General features: G+C 70.2%; 14 protein-coding genes. 7 read left to right on the forward strand and 7 right to left on the reverse strand.

Annotated elements, in window-relative coordinates; translation table 11 throughout:
- Positions 1–31 precede the first annotated feature (31 nt).
- Together OG542_RS09015 and OG542_RS09020 are read left to right on the forward strand one after the other, a co-directional pair.
- The gene (locus OG542_RS09015; RefSeq protein ID WP_184589340.1) at positions 32–694 is read left to right on the forward strand and encodes a response regulator transcription factor; all 663 of its coding nucleotides are present in this window, start codon (positions 32–34) and stop codon (positions 692–694) included.
- 186 nt (positions 695–880) lie between these two features.
- On the forward strand, positions 881–2,170 hold the full coding sequence (locus OG542_RS09020) for a ribonuclease D (RefSeq protein WP_328409752.1): 1,290 nt from the start codon (positions 881–883) through the stop codon (positions 2,168–2,170).
- A gap of 144 nt (positions 2,171–2,314) precedes the next feature.
- Here the strand turns inward: OG542_RS09020 and OG542_RS09025 are convergent, their stop codons facing one another.
- Genes OG542_RS09025 through OG542_RS09035 form a run of 3 tightly spaced genes read right to left on the reverse strand, consistent with a single transcriptional unit; the run spans position 2,315 to position 5,333 of the window.
- Positions 2,315–3,145 carry a carbohydrate ABC transporter permease gene (locus OG542_RS09025; RefSeq protein WP_328409754.1) on the reverse strand — a complete coding sequence of 277 codons (831 nt, stop codon included), beginning with the start codon at positions 3,143–3,145 and terminating at the stop codon, positions 2,315–2,317.
- Positions 3,142–4,020 carry a carbohydrate ABC transporter permease gene (locus OG542_RS09030; RefSeq protein WP_328409756.1) on the reverse strand — a complete coding sequence of 293 codons (879 nt, stop codon included), beginning with the start codon at positions 4,018–4,020 and terminating at the stop codon, positions 3,142–3,144. Before OG542_RS09030 ends, OG542_RS09025 begins: the two co-directional genes overlap by 4 nt.
- Positions 4,020–5,333 carry an ABC transporter substrate-binding protein gene (locus OG542_RS09035; protein WP_328409758.1) on the reverse strand — a complete coding sequence of 438 codons (1,314 nt, stop codon included), beginning with the start codon at positions 5,331–5,333 and terminating at the stop codon, positions 4,020–4,022. Before OG542_RS09035 ends, OG542_RS09030 begins: the two co-directional genes overlap by 1 nt.
- 165 nt (positions 5,334–5,498) lie before the next feature.
- Here OG542_RS09035 and OG542_RS09040 point away from each other — a divergent pair, with 165 nt between their 5' ends.
- The 4 genes from OG542_RS09040 to OG542_RS09055 all read left to right on the forward strand — a co-directional run bounded on the left by OG542_RS09040 (position 5,499) and on the right by OG542_RS09055 (position 12,386).
- Positions 5,499–7,889 (forward strand): glycoside hydrolase family 2 protein, encoded by a 2,391-nt coding sequence (locus tag OG542_RS09040; protein WP_328409760.1) that lies wholly within the window; start codon positions 5,499–5,501, stop codon positions 7,887–7,889.
- Complete coding sequence (locus OG542_RS09045; RefSeq protein WP_311128265.1) at positions 7,886–8,920, forward strand: LacI family DNA-binding transcriptional regulator; 1,035 nt, start codon at positions 7,886–7,888, stop codon at positions 8,918–8,920. The genes OG542_RS09040 and OG542_RS09045 overlap by 4 nt, the downstream gene beginning before the upstream one ends.
- Before the next feature lie 122 nt (positions 8,921–9,042).
- Positions 9,043–10,260 carry a thiolase family protein gene (locus OG542_RS09050; protein ID WP_193476570.1) on the forward strand — a complete coding sequence of 406 codons (1,218 nt, stop codon included), beginning with the start codon at positions 9,043–9,045 and terminating at the stop codon, positions 10,258–10,260.
- Positions 10,257–12,386 carry a 3-hydroxyacyl-CoA dehydrogenase NAD-binding domain-containing protein gene (locus OG542_RS09055; protein ID WP_328409762.1) on the forward strand — a complete coding sequence of 710 codons (2,130 nt, stop codon included), beginning with the start codon at positions 10,257–10,259 and terminating at the stop codon, positions 12,384–12,386. The genes OG542_RS09050 and OG542_RS09055 overlap by 4 nt, the downstream gene beginning before the upstream one ends.
- 54 nt (positions 12,387–12,440) lie before the next feature.
- On the opposite strand, the gene OG542_RS09060 is transcribed toward OG542_RS09055, so the two are convergent.
- The 3 genes from OG542_RS09060 to OG542_RS09070 form a co-directional block, all read right to left on the reverse strand.
- Complete coding sequence (locus OG542_RS09060) at positions 12,441–12,587, reverse strand: hypothetical protein (RefSeq protein WP_328409764.1); 147 nt, start codon at positions 12,585–12,587, stop codon at positions 12,441–12,443.
- Positions 12,588–12,597: 10 nt separating this feature from the next.
- The gene (locus OG542_RS09065) at positions 12,598–13,296 is read right to left on the reverse strand and encodes a hyaluronoglucosaminidase (protein ID WP_311128262.1); all 699 of its coding nucleotides are present in this window, start codon (positions 13,294–13,296) and stop codon (positions 12,598–12,600) included.
- A gap of 62 nt (positions 13,297–13,358) precedes the next feature.
- Positions 13,359–14,375, reverse strand: coding sequence for a PLL family lectin (locus OG542_RS09070; protein WP_328409766.1), 1,017 nt, complete (start codon positions 14,373–14,375; stop codon positions 13,359–13,361).
- An 82-nt stretch (positions 14,376–14,457) separates the two neighbouring features.
- Here OG542_RS09070 and OG542_RS09075 point away from each other — a divergent pair, with 82 nt between their 5' ends.
- On the forward strand, positions 14,458–14,829 hold the full coding sequence (locus OG542_RS09075; RefSeq protein ID WP_328409768.1) for an NTP pyrophosphohydrolase: 372 nt from the start codon (positions 14,458–14,460) through the stop codon (positions 14,827–14,829).
- Positions 14,830–15,163: 334 nt separating this feature from the next.
- Here the strand turns inward: OG542_RS09075 and OG542_RS09080 are convergent, their stop codons facing one another.
- Positions 15,164–16,657: an amino acid permease gene (locus OG542_RS09080; RefSeq protein ID WP_311128259.1), complete on the reverse strand. Its 1,494-nt coding sequence runs from the start codon at positions 16,655–16,657 to the stop codon at positions 15,164–15,166.
- Positions 16,658–16,771: the final 114 nt, after the last annotated feature.

Below are 16,771 nucleotides of genomic sequence, written 5' to 3' on the forward strand. Positions count from 1 at the left end.
GCCGGCCCCGTCCCGCACCCCAGGAGGCCTGGTGTCCGTTCTCCTCGAGCAGCCCGCAAGCCTGGTCGCCTACCGCCCGAACAAGCCGACCGCCATGGTGGTCGTGGCCGACCCGCGCGTCCGCTCCACCGTCACCCGCCACCTGTGGGCGCTCGGTGTGCGCGACGTCATCGAGGCCTCGTCCATCGCGGAGGCTCGTCCCCGCATCGGCAACCCCCGCGACATCTGCGTCGCCGACGTCCATCTGCCGGACGGCTCCGGCCTCACCCTGCTGTCGGAGACCCGCGCCGCGGGCTGGCCCAACGGCCTCGCCCTCTCCGCCGCCGACGACATCGCCGCCGTGCGCAACGCGCTCGCCGGCGGGGTGAAGGGCTACGTCGTCACCGGCACCCGTACCAACGTCGGGCTCCCCACCCGGCCGGGCGCCGCCCCCATCGGCGCCGCCGCCGCGCGTCTGCACCGCCGCCCCCCGGGTGCCCCGAGTCACCCGGGCGGCTACCGCGAACTGTCCGGCCGCGAGGTCGAGGTGCTGCGACTGGTCGCGGAGGGCCAGTCGAACAAGGCGATCGGCGTCTCGATGGGCCTGTCCGCACTGACCGTCAAGAGCCACCTCGCCCGCATCGCCCGCAAGCTCGGCACGGGCGACCGCGCCGGCATGGTGGCGGTGGCGCTGCGGACCGGGATCATCCACTGATCCGCTCCGCCATGACCCTTTGTGATCATTCACTCACGTGAACGGGATCGGCCGCCGGTCCCCGTCACCCCACGCGCGGCTCGCGAACCCCGTACTTCCCCGACGTGACTGGTTTGCGACCCTCGGGCGCCCGCCGACGGAACGTTCCGTCGGCGGGCGCTGTCCATACATGGATACCCTTGACATGTGACCGACGCCCACGACACCGCAGCAGACAGCTCACTGCGAACCACCGGAGGCGCCCCTCCGGACGACGGCGGATCTTCTGCTACGGAGGCGCCGATCCCCTTGCTGGAACCGCGCGAGGGCATTCCGCCCGTGATCGCGGACGAGACCGCCCTGACCCGGATGATCGCCGCCTTCGAGGCGGGTACCGGCCCCGTCGCCGTCGACGCCGAGCGGGCGTCCGGCTACCGCTACGGCCAGCGTGCCTACCTGGTGCAGCTACGCCGCGAGGGCGCCGGCTCGGCTCTGATCGACCCCGTGGCCTGCCCCGACCTTTCCGCCCTGGGCGAGGCCCTCTCCGGCGTCGAGTGGGTGCTGCACGCCGCCACCCAGGACCTGCCCTGCCTGCGCGAGATAGGCATGGTGCCGACACGGCTGTTCGACACCGAGCTGGCCGGGCGGCTCGCCGGATTCCCCCGGGTCGGCCTCGGCGCGATGGTCGAGGGCGTGCTCGGTTTCGTCCTGGAGAAGGGACACTCCGCAGTCGACTGGTCCACCCGGCCGCTGCCCGAGCCCTGGCTGCGGTACGCGGCGCTGGACGTCGAGCTGCTCGTCGACCTGCGCGACGCGCTGGAGAAGGAGCTGGACCGGCAGGGCAAGCTGGAGTGGGCCCGCCAGGAGTTCGACGCGATCGCCTCGGCCCCGCCGCCCGAGCCCCGCAAGGATCCCTGGCGGCGTACGTCCGGCATGCACAAGGTGCGCCGGCGGCGGCAGCTGGCCGTCGTCCGGGAGCTGTGGCAGACCCGGGACCGGATCGCGCAGCGCAGGGACGTCTCGCCCGGCAAGGTGCTCGGGGACACGGCCATCGTGGAGGCCGCGCTGGCACTTCCGGCCAACGTGCACGCGCTCGCCGCGCTGAACGGCTTCGGACACCGGACGGGCAAGCGGCAGCTGGAGCAGTGGCAGGCTGCCGTGGATCGGGCGAAGGCGCTGACCGAGGCGCAGTTGCCGCAGCCGGGGCAGCCGGTTGCGGGGCCGCCGCCGCCGCGGGCCTGGGCCGACAAGGATCCGGTCGCCGCGGCGCGGTTGTCCGCGGCGCGGGCGGGGGTTTCGGCGCTGGCCGAGCAGATCAACATGCCGCAGGAGAATCTGATCACGCCGGATACCGTGAGGCGGGTTTGCTGGGAGCCGCCGGTGGCTGTGGATGCCGAGTCCGTAGAAGCCGCGCTTACGGGGCATGGTGCGCGGCCGTGGCAGGTGGAGTTGGTGACTCCGGTGCTGGTGGAGGCTCTGTCCGTCAAGGAGGCCTAGCCGCCGTAGGGCTTCGCGCGTACGGCGGCTGCGGGTGGTCTTCGGCTTGTCGCGCAGTTCCCCGCGCCCCTGGGGGGTGTCCGCAAAGTCCCGCTTCCCCGCGGGCGGACGACGGACTTTGCGGACACTCCCAGGGCATCGTCATCACTTGGTCGCTCCCCTGGTGAAGCCGTTGTAGATGAAGCGCTGCAGGAGCAGGAAGACGACCAGCGTCGGGGCGATGACCAGGATCGCGCCCGCCGAGATGGTCTCCCAGTGGGCACCGAACGGGCCCTTGAAGCGGAACAGGGACGTCGAGATCACGCCAAGATCTTCGGAGGGCATGTAGAGGAAGGGGATGTAGAAGTCGTTGTAGACGTTGATCCCCTTCACGATCACGACCGTCGCGATCGCCGGCTTCAGGAGCGGGAAGATGATCTTCCGGTAGACCGTGAAGGCGTTGGCGCCGTCCAGCCGGGCCGACTCGTCGAGCGAGACCGGGATCGATCGTACGAACTGCAGGAAGATGTAGATCGAGACGATGTCCGTGCCCATGTAGAGCGCGATCGGCGCCCAGAGGCTGTCGAACATGCCGACGCTGTTGACGATCTGGAAGGTGGCCACCTGGGTGGTCACCCCGGGGACCAGCGCGGCGACCAGGAACAGGGCCAGGACCAGCTTCCGGAAGCGGAACCGGAAACGGTCGATGGCGTACGCCGTCATCGAGCCGATCAGGACCGTGCCCCCGATGGCGACGACCAGGATGATCGCCGTGTTGCCGAAGGCCGAGAGCATCCGGCCGTCCTGGAACGCGGTCACGTAGTTGGAGAAGTTGAGCGGGTCGTCGGGCAGCGTGAGGGCGCCGCTGTCGTCGGCCATCTCCCCGGAGGTCTTCAGCGAGGTCAGGAAGACCACGGCCAGCGGCAGGAACACGACCAGTGTCGCGAGGATCAGGGACAGATGCACGAGGGCGCGGGCCACCGTACGGCGCGTCATACGAGGTCCACCTTGTCGTCCGGGACGAGGCGCCGCTGCACCCAGGTCACCGCCAGGATGATCAGCAGCAGTACGACGGCCGCCGCCGAGGCGAGGCCCGTCTTGTTGAACTGGAAGGCCAGCTTCACCGTCTGGATCACGAAGGTCTCGGTGCCGGTCGCGCCTCCGGTCATGATGTACGGGATCTCGAAGACCGACAGCGACCCGGAGACGGACAGGATCACCGACAGACTCAGCACGGGCCGGATGCCGGGGGCGATGATGTGGCGGAACTGCTGCCACCGGTTCGCCCCGTCGATCTCGGCCGCCTCGTACAACTCCCCCGGGATGGACTGGATCGCCCCGAGGAAGAGGACGAAGTTCAGGCCCATGTAGCGCCAGACCGAGACGCCGGCGAGGGAGACGTTGGCCGAGGCGGGTGTACCGAGCCAGGCGCGGTCTCCGTCGTAGCCGACGAGGCCCAGGATCGCGTCCAGGGTGCCGCCGTCCTGGAAGAAGTACAGGAAGACGAAGCCGATCGCGACGCCGTTGATCAGGTACGGGAAGAAGAGCACGCCCTTGAAGAAGTTGCGGAAGCGGACGTTGAAGCTCAGGACGGTGGCGAAGTAGAGCGCGGCAACGATCTGCACCACGGAGGCGGCGAGGTAGTACCCGCTGACGAAGAACACCTCGAACAGCTCGGAGCGGGTGAAGAGTTCGGCGTAGTTCTCGGCGCCCGTGTAGTGCAGCTCGGGGCTGACACCGTCCCAGTCGGTGAAGCTGTACGCGACCATGTTGACGATCGGCGCGTAGGTGAACGTGATCAGCAGGACGAGCGGGGCGAGGAGGAACAGCCAGGGAGTCACGCCCCGCCACCGCCGGGTGGGGTGGGCCATCAGGACCCCAGGTTCCGCTGCGCCTCGGTCCACTTGTCGCCGAGCCCGGCCAGGAAGTCGTCCAGGCTCCCCTTGCGCGCACCCCGGGCGAGATCGACGAGGTCCTGGCGGTAGTCGGGCTTGTAGATGCCGACCTCGGACTGGTTGTCGAGGGACTTGACCTCGGCGCCCTTGGTGTCGTCGATGTCGAGGAGCTTCACACCCGCCTCCTCGTACGGCTTCAGGACGTCGGGCAGCGGGGCGTCCTTGAGAGGCGAGAGGGCGAGGTTGGCGCCCGCGTAGCCGGACTTGTCGGTGAACCAGTCGATCCAGGCGCGGGCGGCGGCCTTGTGGTCGGAGTTGACGTTGACGGCCTGCTGGTAGTCGGGGGACGTCACCGCGCAGAACGTGCCGTTCTTCTGGGCGGGGAAGGGCATGAAGCCGATATCGGCCGGGTCGGTGCCGGCCTGCTTCGCCGCGGCCTGCATCTGCACGATCGCCCAGGATCCCAGCCACATCGTGGCGATCTCGCCCTTCGCCAGGCGGGGCTTGGACGCCTCCCAGTTGGTGGTCGTCGGGTCCTTCTCGATGAGGTCCGACTTCACGATGTCGTGGAGCAGCGTGTCGGCGACCCGCAGGTCGGCGCCGTCGGCCCACGGGTTGCCCTCGGCGAGGCGCGTGGTGGCCCCGGTGTCGCAGCCGACCGAGCCGTTGACGTTCGTCCACTGGGTCAGCGGCCACATGTCCTTGAAGTTGGTGTAGTACGGGACCGCCTCGGACTTGGACTTGATCGCCTTGAGGTCGTCGAGGAACTCGGCAGGTGTCGTGGGCCAGTCGGTGATGCCGGCCGCGCTCCAGACCTTCTTGTTGTAGACGAAGCCGGGGACCACGCCGATCGGGCTCTGCCCGTAGACCTTGCCCTGCACGGTGGTGTAGTCGGTGAAGCGGTACTTCTTGCTCCGCTCGGCCCGGGTGCCCAGCGAGGCGAAGAACTTCGGGTAGTCCTTCTTCTCGATCACGGCCGGGATCATGAGGACGTCGCCGTAGTTCTCCGTGTTCATACGGATCTTGACCTCGCCCTCGTAGTCGGTGAGGCCCTCGAACTCGACCTTCACCTTGGGGTAGGTCTTGTTGAACTCGGCGGCGTACTTCTTCATCGTCCCGTCCTGCACGAGGTCGGTCCGGTGGGTGAGGACGGTGATGGTCCCGCCGACCTTGGCGGGATCGTCGGGCGCCTCGGCATCAGCACCCTTGGAGGTGCCTCCGGTGCCGGTGCAGCCCGAGGCGAGCATGGCCGCGCCCACGGCGAGGGCGAGGACGGTACGGCGATTCATGTGCGTCAGCTCCGTTCGCGGAGAGGAACTCGGGACGGAAGAGCACGTGCGGTATGGCTGGTTCGGCACTCTGACAGCGCTTTCCTCAACCGGTAAAGTCCCATTCCCGCCAACGATGCGAAAACCTGAACACGACACTTCACTGGACCGGTTAAGGGAGTGCGCATGCTGGAGGCCACACCGCTCGGCGACGGATGGATCCTGCGGCACGAGTCGGACCCACTGCCGGCCTCCGTGCCGGGCTGCGTGCACACCGACCTGATGGCGGCCGGGGTGATCCCGGATCCGTTCCTGGGCCAGGGCGAGTCCGAGGTGGCGTGGGTGGGGCGCCGGGACTGGACGTACGAGCGGGAGCTCACGGGGTCGTCCGCGTCGTCCGCGCAGGAGCAGACGGACCTGGTCTTCGACGGGCTCGACACCATCGCCGAGATCTCCCTGGACGGGCGGCTGCTGGGCACGGTGCGGAACATGCACCGCTCGTACCGGTTCGATGTGACGGGGCTCTCCGGGCTGCTGTCGGTGCGGTTCGTCTCCGCCTACGCCGAGGCCGAGGCCGTGCGGGGACGGCTGGGCGAGCGGCCCGCCGCCTACGCCGAGCCGTACCAGTACCTCCGCAAGATGGCCTGCTCCTTCGGCTGGGACTGGGGGCCGACCCTGGTGACGGCCGGCATCTGGCGGCCGGTGCGCCTGGAGCGCTGGTCGACGGCCCGGATCGCCCGGGTGCGTCCACTGGTCACCCTTGAGGAGGGCGTGGGAGTCGTCGAGCTGGCCGTGGACGTCGAGCGGACCCGGGTCGAGGTGCCGCTGGCCGTGGAGGCGACGGTGGGCGGGGTGCGGGCCCGGGCGGAGCTGGACGGGGCGCGCGGGGTGGTACGGCTGCGGGTGCCGGACCCGGAGCTGTGGTGGCCGCGCGGGTATGGCGAACAGCCGCTGTACGACGTCGAGTTGAGCTTGCTGAGCGAGGACGCCGCCCTGGACGTGTGGCGGCGGCGGATCGGCTTCCGGACCGTCGAGCTGGACCAGCGGCCCGACGCGCACGGCACCGGGTTCACCCTCGTCGTCAACGGCGAGCGGCTCTTCGCACGCGGCGTCAACTGGATCCCCGACGACGTCTTCCCGTCCCGCGTCACCCGCGAGCGCTACCGGGAGCGGCTGGGGCAGGCCGCCGGGGCGGGCGTGGACCTCGTACGGATCTGGGGCGGCGGGCTCTACGAGAGCGAGGACTTCTACGACGCCTGCGACGAACTCGGGCTGCTGGTCTGGCAGGACTTCCCTTTCGCCTGCGCGGCCTACCCGGAGGAGCAGCCGCTGCGGGGCGAGGTGGAGGCCGAGGCGCGGGAGAACGTCGTACGGCTGATGCCGCATCCGTCGCTGGTGCTGTGGAACGGCAACAACGAGAACCTGTGGGGCTTCCGGGACTGGGAGTGGGAGCCGAGGCTGGCCGGGGACTCCTGGGGCGAGGGCTACTACCTGGGCGTGCTGCCGCGTGTGGTGGCCGAGTTGGACCCGACCCGGCCGTACACGGCGGGCAGCCCCTGGTCCGGGTCCTGGCGGCACCACCCGAACGACCCGGCGCACGGCACCCACCACTCGTGGGAGGTGTGGAACCGGGAGGACTACGCCGACTACCGGCTGAGCGTGCCGCGGTTCGTCGCCGAGTTCGGCTGGCAGGCGCCGCCCGCGTACGCCACCCTGCGCCGCGCGCTGCCCGGGGAGGAACTCGCGCCGGACTCCCCCGGCATGCTGCACCACCAGAAGGCCGACGACGGGAACGGCAAGCTGGAGCGGGGGCTGGCCCGTCATTTCGCCGTACCGGACGGGGACTTCGACCGCTGGCACTACCTGACGCAGGTCAACCAGGCGCGTGCGGTCGCCGCCGGGATCGAGCACTGGCGCTCGCACTGGCCGGTGTGCGCGGGCACGGTCGTCTGGCAGCTCAACGACTGCTGGCCGGTGACCTCGTGGGCGGCGGTCGACGGCGACGGCCGGGAGAAGCCGCTGTACCACGAGCTGAAGCGACTGTACGCGGACCGGTTGCTGACGCTCCAGGAGGAGGACGGCGGGCTGGTGCTGGCCGCCGTGAACCAGGGCGCGGAGGACTGGACCGGGACCCTGACCCTGCGCCGGATGTCCGTCGAGGGCGAGGTGCTGGGGCAGGCGGCCGTGCAACTGGCTGCCGATAGGCGGACCGTGGCCCGGGTCGGTGTCCCGCTCGAGCTGACGCCCGCCGGGCCCAAGGAGTTCCTGGTCGCGGACGCTGATCTCGGCGCGGACGGGCCGCGGGTGCTGCACTTCCCGGTGCCGGACCGCGAAGTCCTCTATCCCGCACCGCGGTTCGAGGTCGCGCTCGCCCCGGGCGGCATCACCGTGACCGCTCGCACCCTGGTCCGGGACCTGCTGCTCCAGGCCGACCGGCTGGATCCGGCGGCCCGGGCCGACCGAGGACTGGTCACGCTGCTGCCGGGTGAAGAGGTGACCATCGGGGTGCGCGGCTGGAAGACTCCGGACGCCCGGAGTGCCCGTTCGGCCCTGTACTGCGTGGAGCCCACCCGATGACGGCAACGCCGGCCTCCCGCGTCACCATCAAGGACGTCGCCGCGCGTGCCGGTGTGTCCAAGGGTGCCGTGTCGCTCGCCTTCAACCACAAACCGGGCCTGTCGGAGGCGACCCGGGACCGGATCTTCCGGGCGGCGCGGGAGCTGGGCTGGGCACCGAACCTCACGGCGCGGACGCTGGCCGGTTCGCGCGTGGACGTGGTGGGTCTCGCGGTGTGCAGGCCGGCGCGGGTGCTGGGGCTCGAGCCCTGGTACATGGAGTTCATCTCGGGTGTCGAGAGCGTGCTGGCCGAGCACTCCTGCTCCCTGCTGCTGAGGCTCGTACGGAATATGGACGAGGAGATCGGGGTCCAGGAGTCGTGGTGGCGGGGGCGGCAGATCGGCGGGTCGATCCTCGTCGACTTCCGCGCCGACGACCCCCGGGTGGGACTGGCGGAGCGGCTCGGGCTGCCGGTGGTCGCGGTCGGGCATCCCTCGCTGACCGGGGGGCTCACCTCGGTGTGGACGGACGACGCCACGGCCGTGACGGAGGCGGTGCGGTATCTGGCCGCGCTCGGGCACCGGCGGATCGCCCGGGTCGGCGGGGCGGCGGCCCTCGGGCACACGGCCATCCGGACGGCGGCGTTCGACGAGGCGGCGGGGGCGCTGGCCGGGGCGTGGCAGGTCGCGACGGACTTCTCCGGCGACGCGGGGGCGCGGGCGACGCGGTCGCTGTTGACCGCCTCGGCGCCGGATCGGCCGACCGCGATCGTCTACGACAACGACATCATGGCGGTGGCGGGATTGTCGGTCGCGGCGGAGATGGGGCTGCGGGTGCCGGACGATGTGTCGCTGCTGGCGTGGGACGACTCGCAGCTGTGCCGGCTGACGCATCCGACGCTGTCCGCGATGAGCCATGACGTGCACGGGTTCGGGGCGGAGGTGGCCCGGACGTTGTTCGGGGTGATCACCGGAGAGGGGACGGCCGGATCGCATCCCGTGCCTACGCCGGTGCTGACGCCTCGGGGGTCCACGGCACCCCCGAAGGTGTGACCTTCACCGCTCCGCCTGTCAGGGCTGTGCAGCTACGTTACCCATAAGTAGCATGGGCCTGAGCGCGCGCTCAGCGCCTCTCGCAGCAGCAATGCAGTTCCGGACCCTGGAGGAGAGCCATCGTGCCTCGTACCGTCAGGGACGTCGTCTTCGTCGACGGCGTCCGCACCCCATTCGGCAAGGCGGGACCGAAGGGCATCTACCACGAGACCCGTGCCGACGACCTCGTCGTGAAGGCGATCCGGGAGCTGCTGCGCCGCAACCCCGGTCTCGACCCGAAGAAGATCGACGAGGTCGCCATCGCCGCGACCACGCAGATCGGCGACCAGGGCCTCACCATCGGCCGTACCGCGGGGATCCTCGCCGGTCTGCCGCAGTCCGTGCCGGGTTACTCCATCGACCGCATGTGCGCGGGCGCCCTGACGGCCGTGACCGCGGTCGCCGGTTCCGTCGCCTTCGGTGCCTACGACGTCGCCATCGCCGGCGGTGTCGAGCACATGGGCCGCCACCCCATGGGCGAGGGCGTCGACCCGAACCCGCGGTTCGTGAGCGAGAAGCTGGTCGACGAGTCGGCCCTGTTCATGGGCATGACCGCGGAGAACCTGCACGACCGTTACCCGCAGATCACCAAGCAGCGCGCCGACGAGTACGCCGTGCGCTCCCAGGAGAAGGCCGCCAAGGCGTACGCCGACGGCAAGATCCAGGCCGACCTGGTGCCGGTCTCCGTACGCCGTACCTCCCCCGAGGCCGGCGAGACGGGCTGGGGCCTGGTCACCGCCGACGAGCCGATGCGCCCGGGCACGACCCTGGAGAACCTCTCCGGCCTGAAGACCCCGTTCCGTGTGCACGGCCGGGTCACCGCCGGTAACGCGGCCGGTCTGAACGACGGTGCCACCGCCTCGGTCATCGCCTCCGAGGAGTTCGCGCGGGAGCACGACCTCCCCGTCAAGATGCGCCTGGTCTCCTACTCCTTCGTGGGCGTCGAGCCGGAGGTCATGGGCTACGGCCCGATCCCGGCGACGGAGAAGGCGCTGGCCCAGGCGGGCCTGTCGATCTCCGACATCGGCCTGTTCGAGATCAACGAGGCCTTCGCCGTCCAGGTCCTGGCGTTCCTCGACCACTACGGCATCGCCGACGACGACGCGCGCGTCAACCAGTACGGCGGCGCCATCGCCTTCGGCCACCCGCTGGCCTCCTCCGGCGTCCGTCTGATGACGCAGCTGGCCCGCCAGTTCGAGGAGCAGCCGCACGTCCGCTACGGCCTGACCACCATGTGTGTCGGCTTCGGCATGGGCGCGACGGTCATCTGGGAGAACCCGCACTTCGAGGGGGACAAGTGAGCACCACCGCCGAGCTTCTGAAGCAGGCTTCCGAGCTGTTCCCGGACGAGGTCGTCACGCAGGCGCACGTCCGCCACTTCGACCTCCCCCTGGGTGCCGGGCGCTTCGCCCTGATCACCCTGGACAACGGCCTGGACCACACCAAGCCGACCACCTTCGGCCCGGCCTCGCTGGCGAATCTGAACGCCGCGATCGACCAGGTGGAGAAGGAGGCCGCGGACGGCGAGATCGTCGGCGCCGGCCTCACCGGCAAGCCGTTCATCTTCGCGGTCGGCGCCGACCTCAAGGGCGTGGAGATCCTCAAGGAGTACGAGCACGCCCTCGCCATCGGCAAGGGCGGCCACGAGGTCTTCAAGCGGCTGTCCAAGCTGGCGGTCCCGACCTTCGCGTACTACAACGGCGCCGCGATGGGCGGCGGTGTCGAGGTCGGTCTGCACTGCACCTACCGGACCGTCTCCGCGGCCCTCCCGGCGTTCTCACTCCCCGAGGTCTTCCTCGGTCTGGTCCCCGGCTGGGGCGGCTGCGCCCTGCTGCCGAACCTGATCGGCCCGGAGAAGGCCGTCTCGGTGATCATCGAGAACAGCCTCAACCAGAACAAGCAGCTCAAGGGCAAGCAGGTCTACGAGCTCGGGATCGCCGACGCCATCTTCGAGGGCGCGGACTTCCTGGAGCAGTCGCTGATCTGGACCGCGACCGTCCTCAAGGGCGAGATCGAGATCGAGCGCCCGGTGATCGACCGCGGCGAGGCCTGGGACCAGGCCGTCGCCAAGGGCCGTTTCATCGCGGACTCCAAGGTGCACGGCGCGGCCCCGGCCGCCTACCGCGCCCTGGACATCATCGCCGCCGCCAAGAACGGCGACCTCCAGCAGGGCTACGACGCCGAGGACAAGGCGCTCGCTGACCTGATCATGGGCGGTGAACTGCGCTCCGGCATCTACGCCTTCAACCTGGTGCAGAAGCGCGGCAAGCGCCCGGCCGGCGCCCCGGACAAGAACCTGGCCCGCCCGGTCACCAAGGTCGGTGTCGTCGGCGCCGGTCTGATGGCCAGCCAGCTCGCGCTGCTGTTCCTGCGCCGCCTCGAGGTGCCGGTCGTACTGACCGACATCGACCAGGAGCGCGTCGACAAGGGTGTGGGCTACGTCCACGCCGAGATCGACAAGCTGCTCGGCAAGGGCCGTATCAACCAGGACAAGGCCAACCGCCTCAAGGCGCTGGTGTCCGGTGTGCTGGACAAGGCCGAGGGCTTCGCGGACGCGGACTTCGTCATCGAGGCCGTGTTCGAGGAGATCGGCGTCAAGCAGCAGGTGTTCGCGGAGGTCGAGGCGGTCGCCCCGGCGCACGCCATCTTCGCGACGAACACCTCCTCCCTCTCCGTCTCGGAGATGGCGTCGAAGCTCAAGAACCCCGAGCGGGTCGTCGGCTTCCACTTCTTCAACCCGGTCGCGGTCCTCCCGCTCCTGGAGATCGTGCGCGGGGAGAAGACCGACGACGCCTCCCTGGCCACGGCGTTCGCCGTCGCCAAGAAGCTGAAGAAGACCGCGGTCCTCACCAAGGACGCCCCGGCGTTCGTCGTGAACCGCATCCTGACCCGCTTCATGGGCGAGATCCAGAGCGTCATCGACGAGGGCACCCCGGTCGCCGTCGCCGAGAAGGCCGTCGAGCCGCTCGGTCTGCCGATGTCGCCGCTGGTCCTGCTGGAGCTGGTCGGCCCGGCTATCGGTCTGCACGTCTCCGAGACGCTCAACAGGGCGTTCCCGGACCGCTTCACGGTCTCCCCGAACCTCGCGGCCGTCGTCAAGGCCGGCAAGCGCGGCTTCTACGTCTACGACAGCGGCAAGCCGGAGCTGGACCCGGAGGTCGCCGCGCTCCTCAAGCAGGGCGACAGCGTCCTGACGGAGGAGCAGGTCCGCACGCGCGTGCTGGACGCGGTGGCACAGGAGATCGGGATCATGCTCGACGAGGGCGTCGTCGCGGAGGCGCAGGACATCGACCTGTGCCTCATCACGGGCGCCGGCTGGCCGTTCCACCTGGGCGGCATCACGCCGTACCTGGACCGCGAGGGCGTCTCCGAGCGGGTCAACGGCAAGAGGTTCCTCGCGCAAGGTGTCGCGAGCGTCCCGGCGTGACTCCCCCCGTGGGGTGAGTGAGGAGGGCCTCCGCGGTGCGCGGAGGCCCTCCTCTCATGTGCCGCGCTGTTCGGCGGCTTCGAACCGTGTCCTCAACGCGGCGTTCTCCGCCTCCAGGACGGCGATGCGCTTACGAGCGAAGTACAGCTCCATCACGGCGTCCTGGAACTCCGCTACGAGCTGCTCGGGTGTCAGTTCCATCGCGGTCCCCCTAGGCCTGGGCCAGGAGGGTGACCTTGCCGTTGCCGCCCTTCCAGTACAGGGCACCGCCGCGTGCGAAGAGGGAGCCGCCGCCCTGCTCCTTGGCCGGTTCGGCGGCGACGTCGTCGAGGCGCGCCGTACCGTCGAGCCGCGTCGTGCCCTCGACGAGCAGGGCGGGCGCCTCGGACCGCTGGACCACGTGGAGCTGGCCGCCGGGAGTGGCTCCGATGCCGATGCCTATGCCGGTGCGTCCGCTGCCCTTGACGACGAAGTCCTCCAGGCCGGGGTTGTTGCGCAGCACTATCAGTGCGCCCTTGGTCGGGGCGTCGGTCGCGGTGACGAAGATGCCCTGGGCGGCCGTCCCCTCCGTCCTGAGGTTGATGGAGATCCCCGAGGCGCCGTGGTCCGAGCCGTCGGCATACCCGTTGTGGGTGATCTTCAGTGTGCCGCGCTGGGCCCGCTCTGCACCACTGAGGTACATCGCGGACGACTCCGGGTTGACCGACGTCACGTTCAACGCCGCCTTGTCGCCGGACGTTGCCGCGTAGTTGATCTTCACGGCGTACTCGGTCGGCGACGCGCCGTAGAACGCAGCGGGGGCGGCGTACTGGGTGTACCCGTCGTCGGCCGCTGCCGCCTCCGATCCGGTGGCGACGGTCACGGCGCCCGCGGTGAAGGCGCCAAGGAACAGTCTTCGTCCCACTGTCATCTGAACTCCCTTTGTCTGCAACGTGCAAAGTCGATCGACTGCTGGTGGAGCTCTGAGAAGTCTCAGAGCTCCTGCCACGCGGTGAGCGCCAGCCCCGGTTCGTCCTTGCGGCGGGCGAGCAGGAGCGTCCCGGTCATTGGGGACACACTCGCGGCAACGACCTGGTCGTGCTCGTCGAGCGCCAGCGACACCGTCGCCTCGACAGGCAGTCGGGGGCCCGACTCGGTCCACCAGGCGCCGGCCGACTCCTGCTCCGTGGGATAGGCGGCGAAGGCGACCCGGCCGCTCGCCGAGCGCTGGGCGAGGACGACGCAGTCGTGCCCCTCGATGTCACAGCGCACGGCGGACACCGGCCCGGGCCCGGCGGACGCGATGAGCGTCACCGGCTTCTTGCCCGGCCGCCAGGCGCACAGGTCGCCCGAGGTGTCCGTGAAGAAGAGGGTGGTGTGCTCGGCGGAGGTGGCGAGTGCGGCCAGGGTCCCCGGACGGACGGCCACGTCCACCCCCTCGGTCCGCACCGGCGTCTTCCCGTCCGCTTCCTGCCGCCAGTGCACGATCCCGCCGGGACCGGAAGCGTACACCTCGACCAGCCCCGACTCCCCCGTCACCGCGGCCAACTTCCCCTCGACACCGCTGCCTTCGAGATTCTGCCAGGCCCCCCAGCCGCCTTTCACCTTCTGGTTCCGCAGGCTCACCCCACCCATCCGGTTCCGGACAAAGACGTAACCCCGCCCCGCGGCGTCGACGGCGACGGCCGGTGGTCCCGTCCGGTCACCCTTCTTGTCCGGGTGCCCGATCGAGACCCAGTCCAGGGGCGCGAGCCGGGGCCGGAAGTGCGTCGAATGCACGAGCCCCGACTCGCCGGGCACCGTGGGCCGCCAGGCGGCCAGATGGGTGTACCCGTCGGCACCCTGGCCGATCGCCGGGCCCGGGTGCAGCTTCTGGCCGCCGCCGACGGTGCGGGGAGCGTCCCAGGAGCCGGCGGGGCCGCGTTCCGCACGGCACAGGACGGCGTCGCCGGAGGGGAGATAGACGGTGAGGCGGCCGTCGCGGCCGCGGATGAGCCAGTCGCCGTTCACCAGTTCACTTTATGCGGGTGGGACGGCTCCGTGCGCGGCCCGCCCCCTGCCTGGCCGACAACCGCCGTGCGACCCTGGCCGCATGAACGACAACACGCCCCTCCTCGTCGTCGTCGACGCCGCGAACGTCGTCGGATCGGTACCGGACGGCTGGTGGCGGGACCGACGGGGTGCCGCGGAGCGGCTGCGCGACCGGTTGGCGTCGGACGGGGTGCCGGGGGTTTCCGGGCCGGTGGAGATCCTGCTCGTGGTGGAGGGGGCCGCTCGGGGGGTGGAGTCGGTGCCGGGGGTGCGGGTGGAGTCGGCGCCGGGCAGCGGTGACGATCACATCACCGAGGTGGTCGCGGGGGCGGCGGAGCGGTCCGTACTGGTCGTCACGGCGGACCGGGAGCTGCGGCGGCGAGTCGGGGAGCTGGGGGCGGACGTGGCGGGGCCGCGTACGGTGCGTCCGTAGGAGCCGGGCGTTGTGCAACTCGGCGCGACGGAGCGCTCGGCGTCGGTGCTCAAGCCGGGTGGGTCCGCAGCTCGGCGCAACGAGGTGCCGCTGCGCCCACCCGTGCCGCCCCCAGCGGCACGCATGCCCGCAGCTGAGCGGACCCGCACCCGCCGACGCACGGAAGGGGACGTGTCGGGGGGTGTCCGCCCGCAGCTGGTTGGCGCGTCAACGGACAGCGAGTCGGCGTCCGACCCCATCGCGCCTTCCGAGGACGGACACCCCCCGACACGGCCCCGACCCACCACCCGGCATCAGGCGCGACGCGCACCCCGCCGCAGGCATCCGGCGGCGACTACGGCGTGTTCTCGGCTTCCTCTCCCTTCCCGAGGCGGCTGTGCGTGCGGCCGTAGAGGAAGTACACGATGAACCCGGCGGCCATCCAGATCCCGAACCGCACCCACGTCTCGGCGGGCAGGTTGATCATCAGCCACAGCGAGGCGCACACCGACAGGATGGGGATGACCGGCACCCACGGGGTCCGGAAGGCCCGCGGCAGGTCGGGACGCGTCTTGCGGAGGATGATCACACCGATGGCGACGACCACGAAGGCGAACAGCGTGCCGATGTTCACCAGCGCGGCGAGTTCGGTCAGCGGCGTGAAGCCCGCCAGCACCGCGATGATCACGCCGAGCAGGATCGTCGGCCGGTGCGGGGTCTTGAACCGCGGGTGGACGCGCGAGAAGAACCGAGGCAGCAGCCCGTCGCGGCTCATCGCGAAGAACACCCGGGTCTGGCCGAGGAGCAGGATCATGCACACCGTGGTCAGGCCGACCGCGGCCCCGAAGCTGATGAAGCCCGCGAACCACGGATGCCCGGTCGCCTTGAAGGCGTCGGCGAGCGGCGCGTCGACCGACAGTTCGCTGTAGTGCTGCATACCGGTGACGACGATCGACACGAGGACGTACAGCGTCGTGCAGATCACGAGGGAGCCGAGGATGCCGCGCGGCATGTCGCGCTGCGGGTTCTTGGTCTCCTCCGCGGCCGTGGCCACGACGTCGAAGCCGATGAAGGCGAAGAACACGACCGAGGCGGCGGTGAAGATGCCCATCACGCCGAAGTTGGAGGGCGCCCAGCCGAACATGAGCTGGATCAGCGGGGAATCGAGACTGGCCCCGGCCTCTACGGGCTGCTCCTTCGGGATGAACGGGTCGTAGTTGTCGCCCTTGATGAGGAACGCGCCCGCGATGATCACGACGAGGACAACCGTCACCTTGATGGCGACGACGATCGACGTGATGCGCGCGGACAGCTTCATACCGACCACGAGGATGCCGGTGAGGACGAGGACGAGCGCGGCGGCGAGGATGTCGAAGCCGAAGGCGTCGGCGCCCTCCCGGCTGCCCAGGGCCGCGGGCATCGTCCAGCCCGCGTTGTCCATGAGCGACTGGATGTAGCCCGACCAGCCGACGGCCACCACCGCCGTCCCGAGCGCGAATTCCAGGACCAGGTCCCAGCCGATGATCCAGGCGGGCAGCTCGCCGAGGGAGGCGTACGAGAACGTGTAGGCGGACCCGGCGACCGGGACCGTGGACGCGAACTCGGCGTAGCAGAGCGCGGCCAGCGCGCAGGCGACGCCGGCCGCGACGAACGCCAGAGCCGTCGCGGGCCCGGCGTTGTCCTTGGCGACGGTGCCGGTGAGGACGAAGATGCCGGTGCCGATGATGACGCCGACGCCGAAGACGGTCAGATCCAGCGCGGACAAGGATTTCTTGAGCGCGTGCTCTGGCTCCTCGGTGTCGAGGATGGACTGCTCGACCTTCTTCGTCCGGAAGAGGGTGCTGCTCACGGAGTACCTCCCACGCTTGTCGTCCTCGACATGATCGAGAGGGGGCAACCATCCGTATGCCCCGGCGGGGAAGATTTCACGCCAACGGGCCGGTTTCACCACCCTTCACGGTGG

The organism is Streptomyces violaceus (assembly GCF_036014075.1).
In the GTDB taxonomy this organism is placed as follows: Bacteria; Actinomycetota; Actinomycetes; order Streptomycetales; family Streptomycetaceae; genus Streptomyces; species Streptomyces violaceus.

Excerpts from the sequence above, each read along its gene's own strand:
- OG542_RS09025 (WP_328409754.1), bottom strand. The coding sequence starts at position 3,145 with ATGACGCGCCGTACGGTGGCCCGCGCCCTCGTGCATCTGTCCCTGATC.
- OG542_RS09030 (WP_328409756.1), bottom strand. The coding sequence starts at position 4,020 with ATGGCCCACCCCACCCGGCGGTGGCGGGGCGTGACTCCCTGGCTGTTC.
- OG542_RS09035 (WP_328409758.1), bottom strand. The coding sequence starts at position 5,333 with ATGAATCGCCGTACCGTCCTCGCCCTCGCCGTGGGCGCGGCCATGCTC.
- OG542_RS09040 (WP_328409760.1), top strand. The coding sequence starts at position 5,499 with ATGCTGGAGGCCACACCGCTCGGCGACGGATGGATCCTGCGGCACGAG.
- OG542_RS09045 (WP_311128265.1), top strand. The coding sequence starts at position 7,886 with ATGACGGCAACGCCGGCCTCCCGCGTCACCATCAAGGACGTCGCCGCG.
- OG542_RS09060 (WP_328409764.1), bottom strand. The coding sequence starts at position 12,587 with ATGGAACTGACACCCGAGCAGCTCGTAGCGGAGTTCCAGGACGCCGTG.
- OG542_RS09065 (WP_311128262.1), bottom strand. The coding sequence starts at position 13,296 with ATGACAGTGGGACGAAGACTGTTCCTTGGCGCCTTCACCGCGGGCGCC.
- OG542_RS09075 (WP_328409768.1), top strand. The coding sequence starts at position 14,458 with ATGAACGACAACACGCCCCTCCTCGTCGTCGTCGACGCCGCGAACGTC.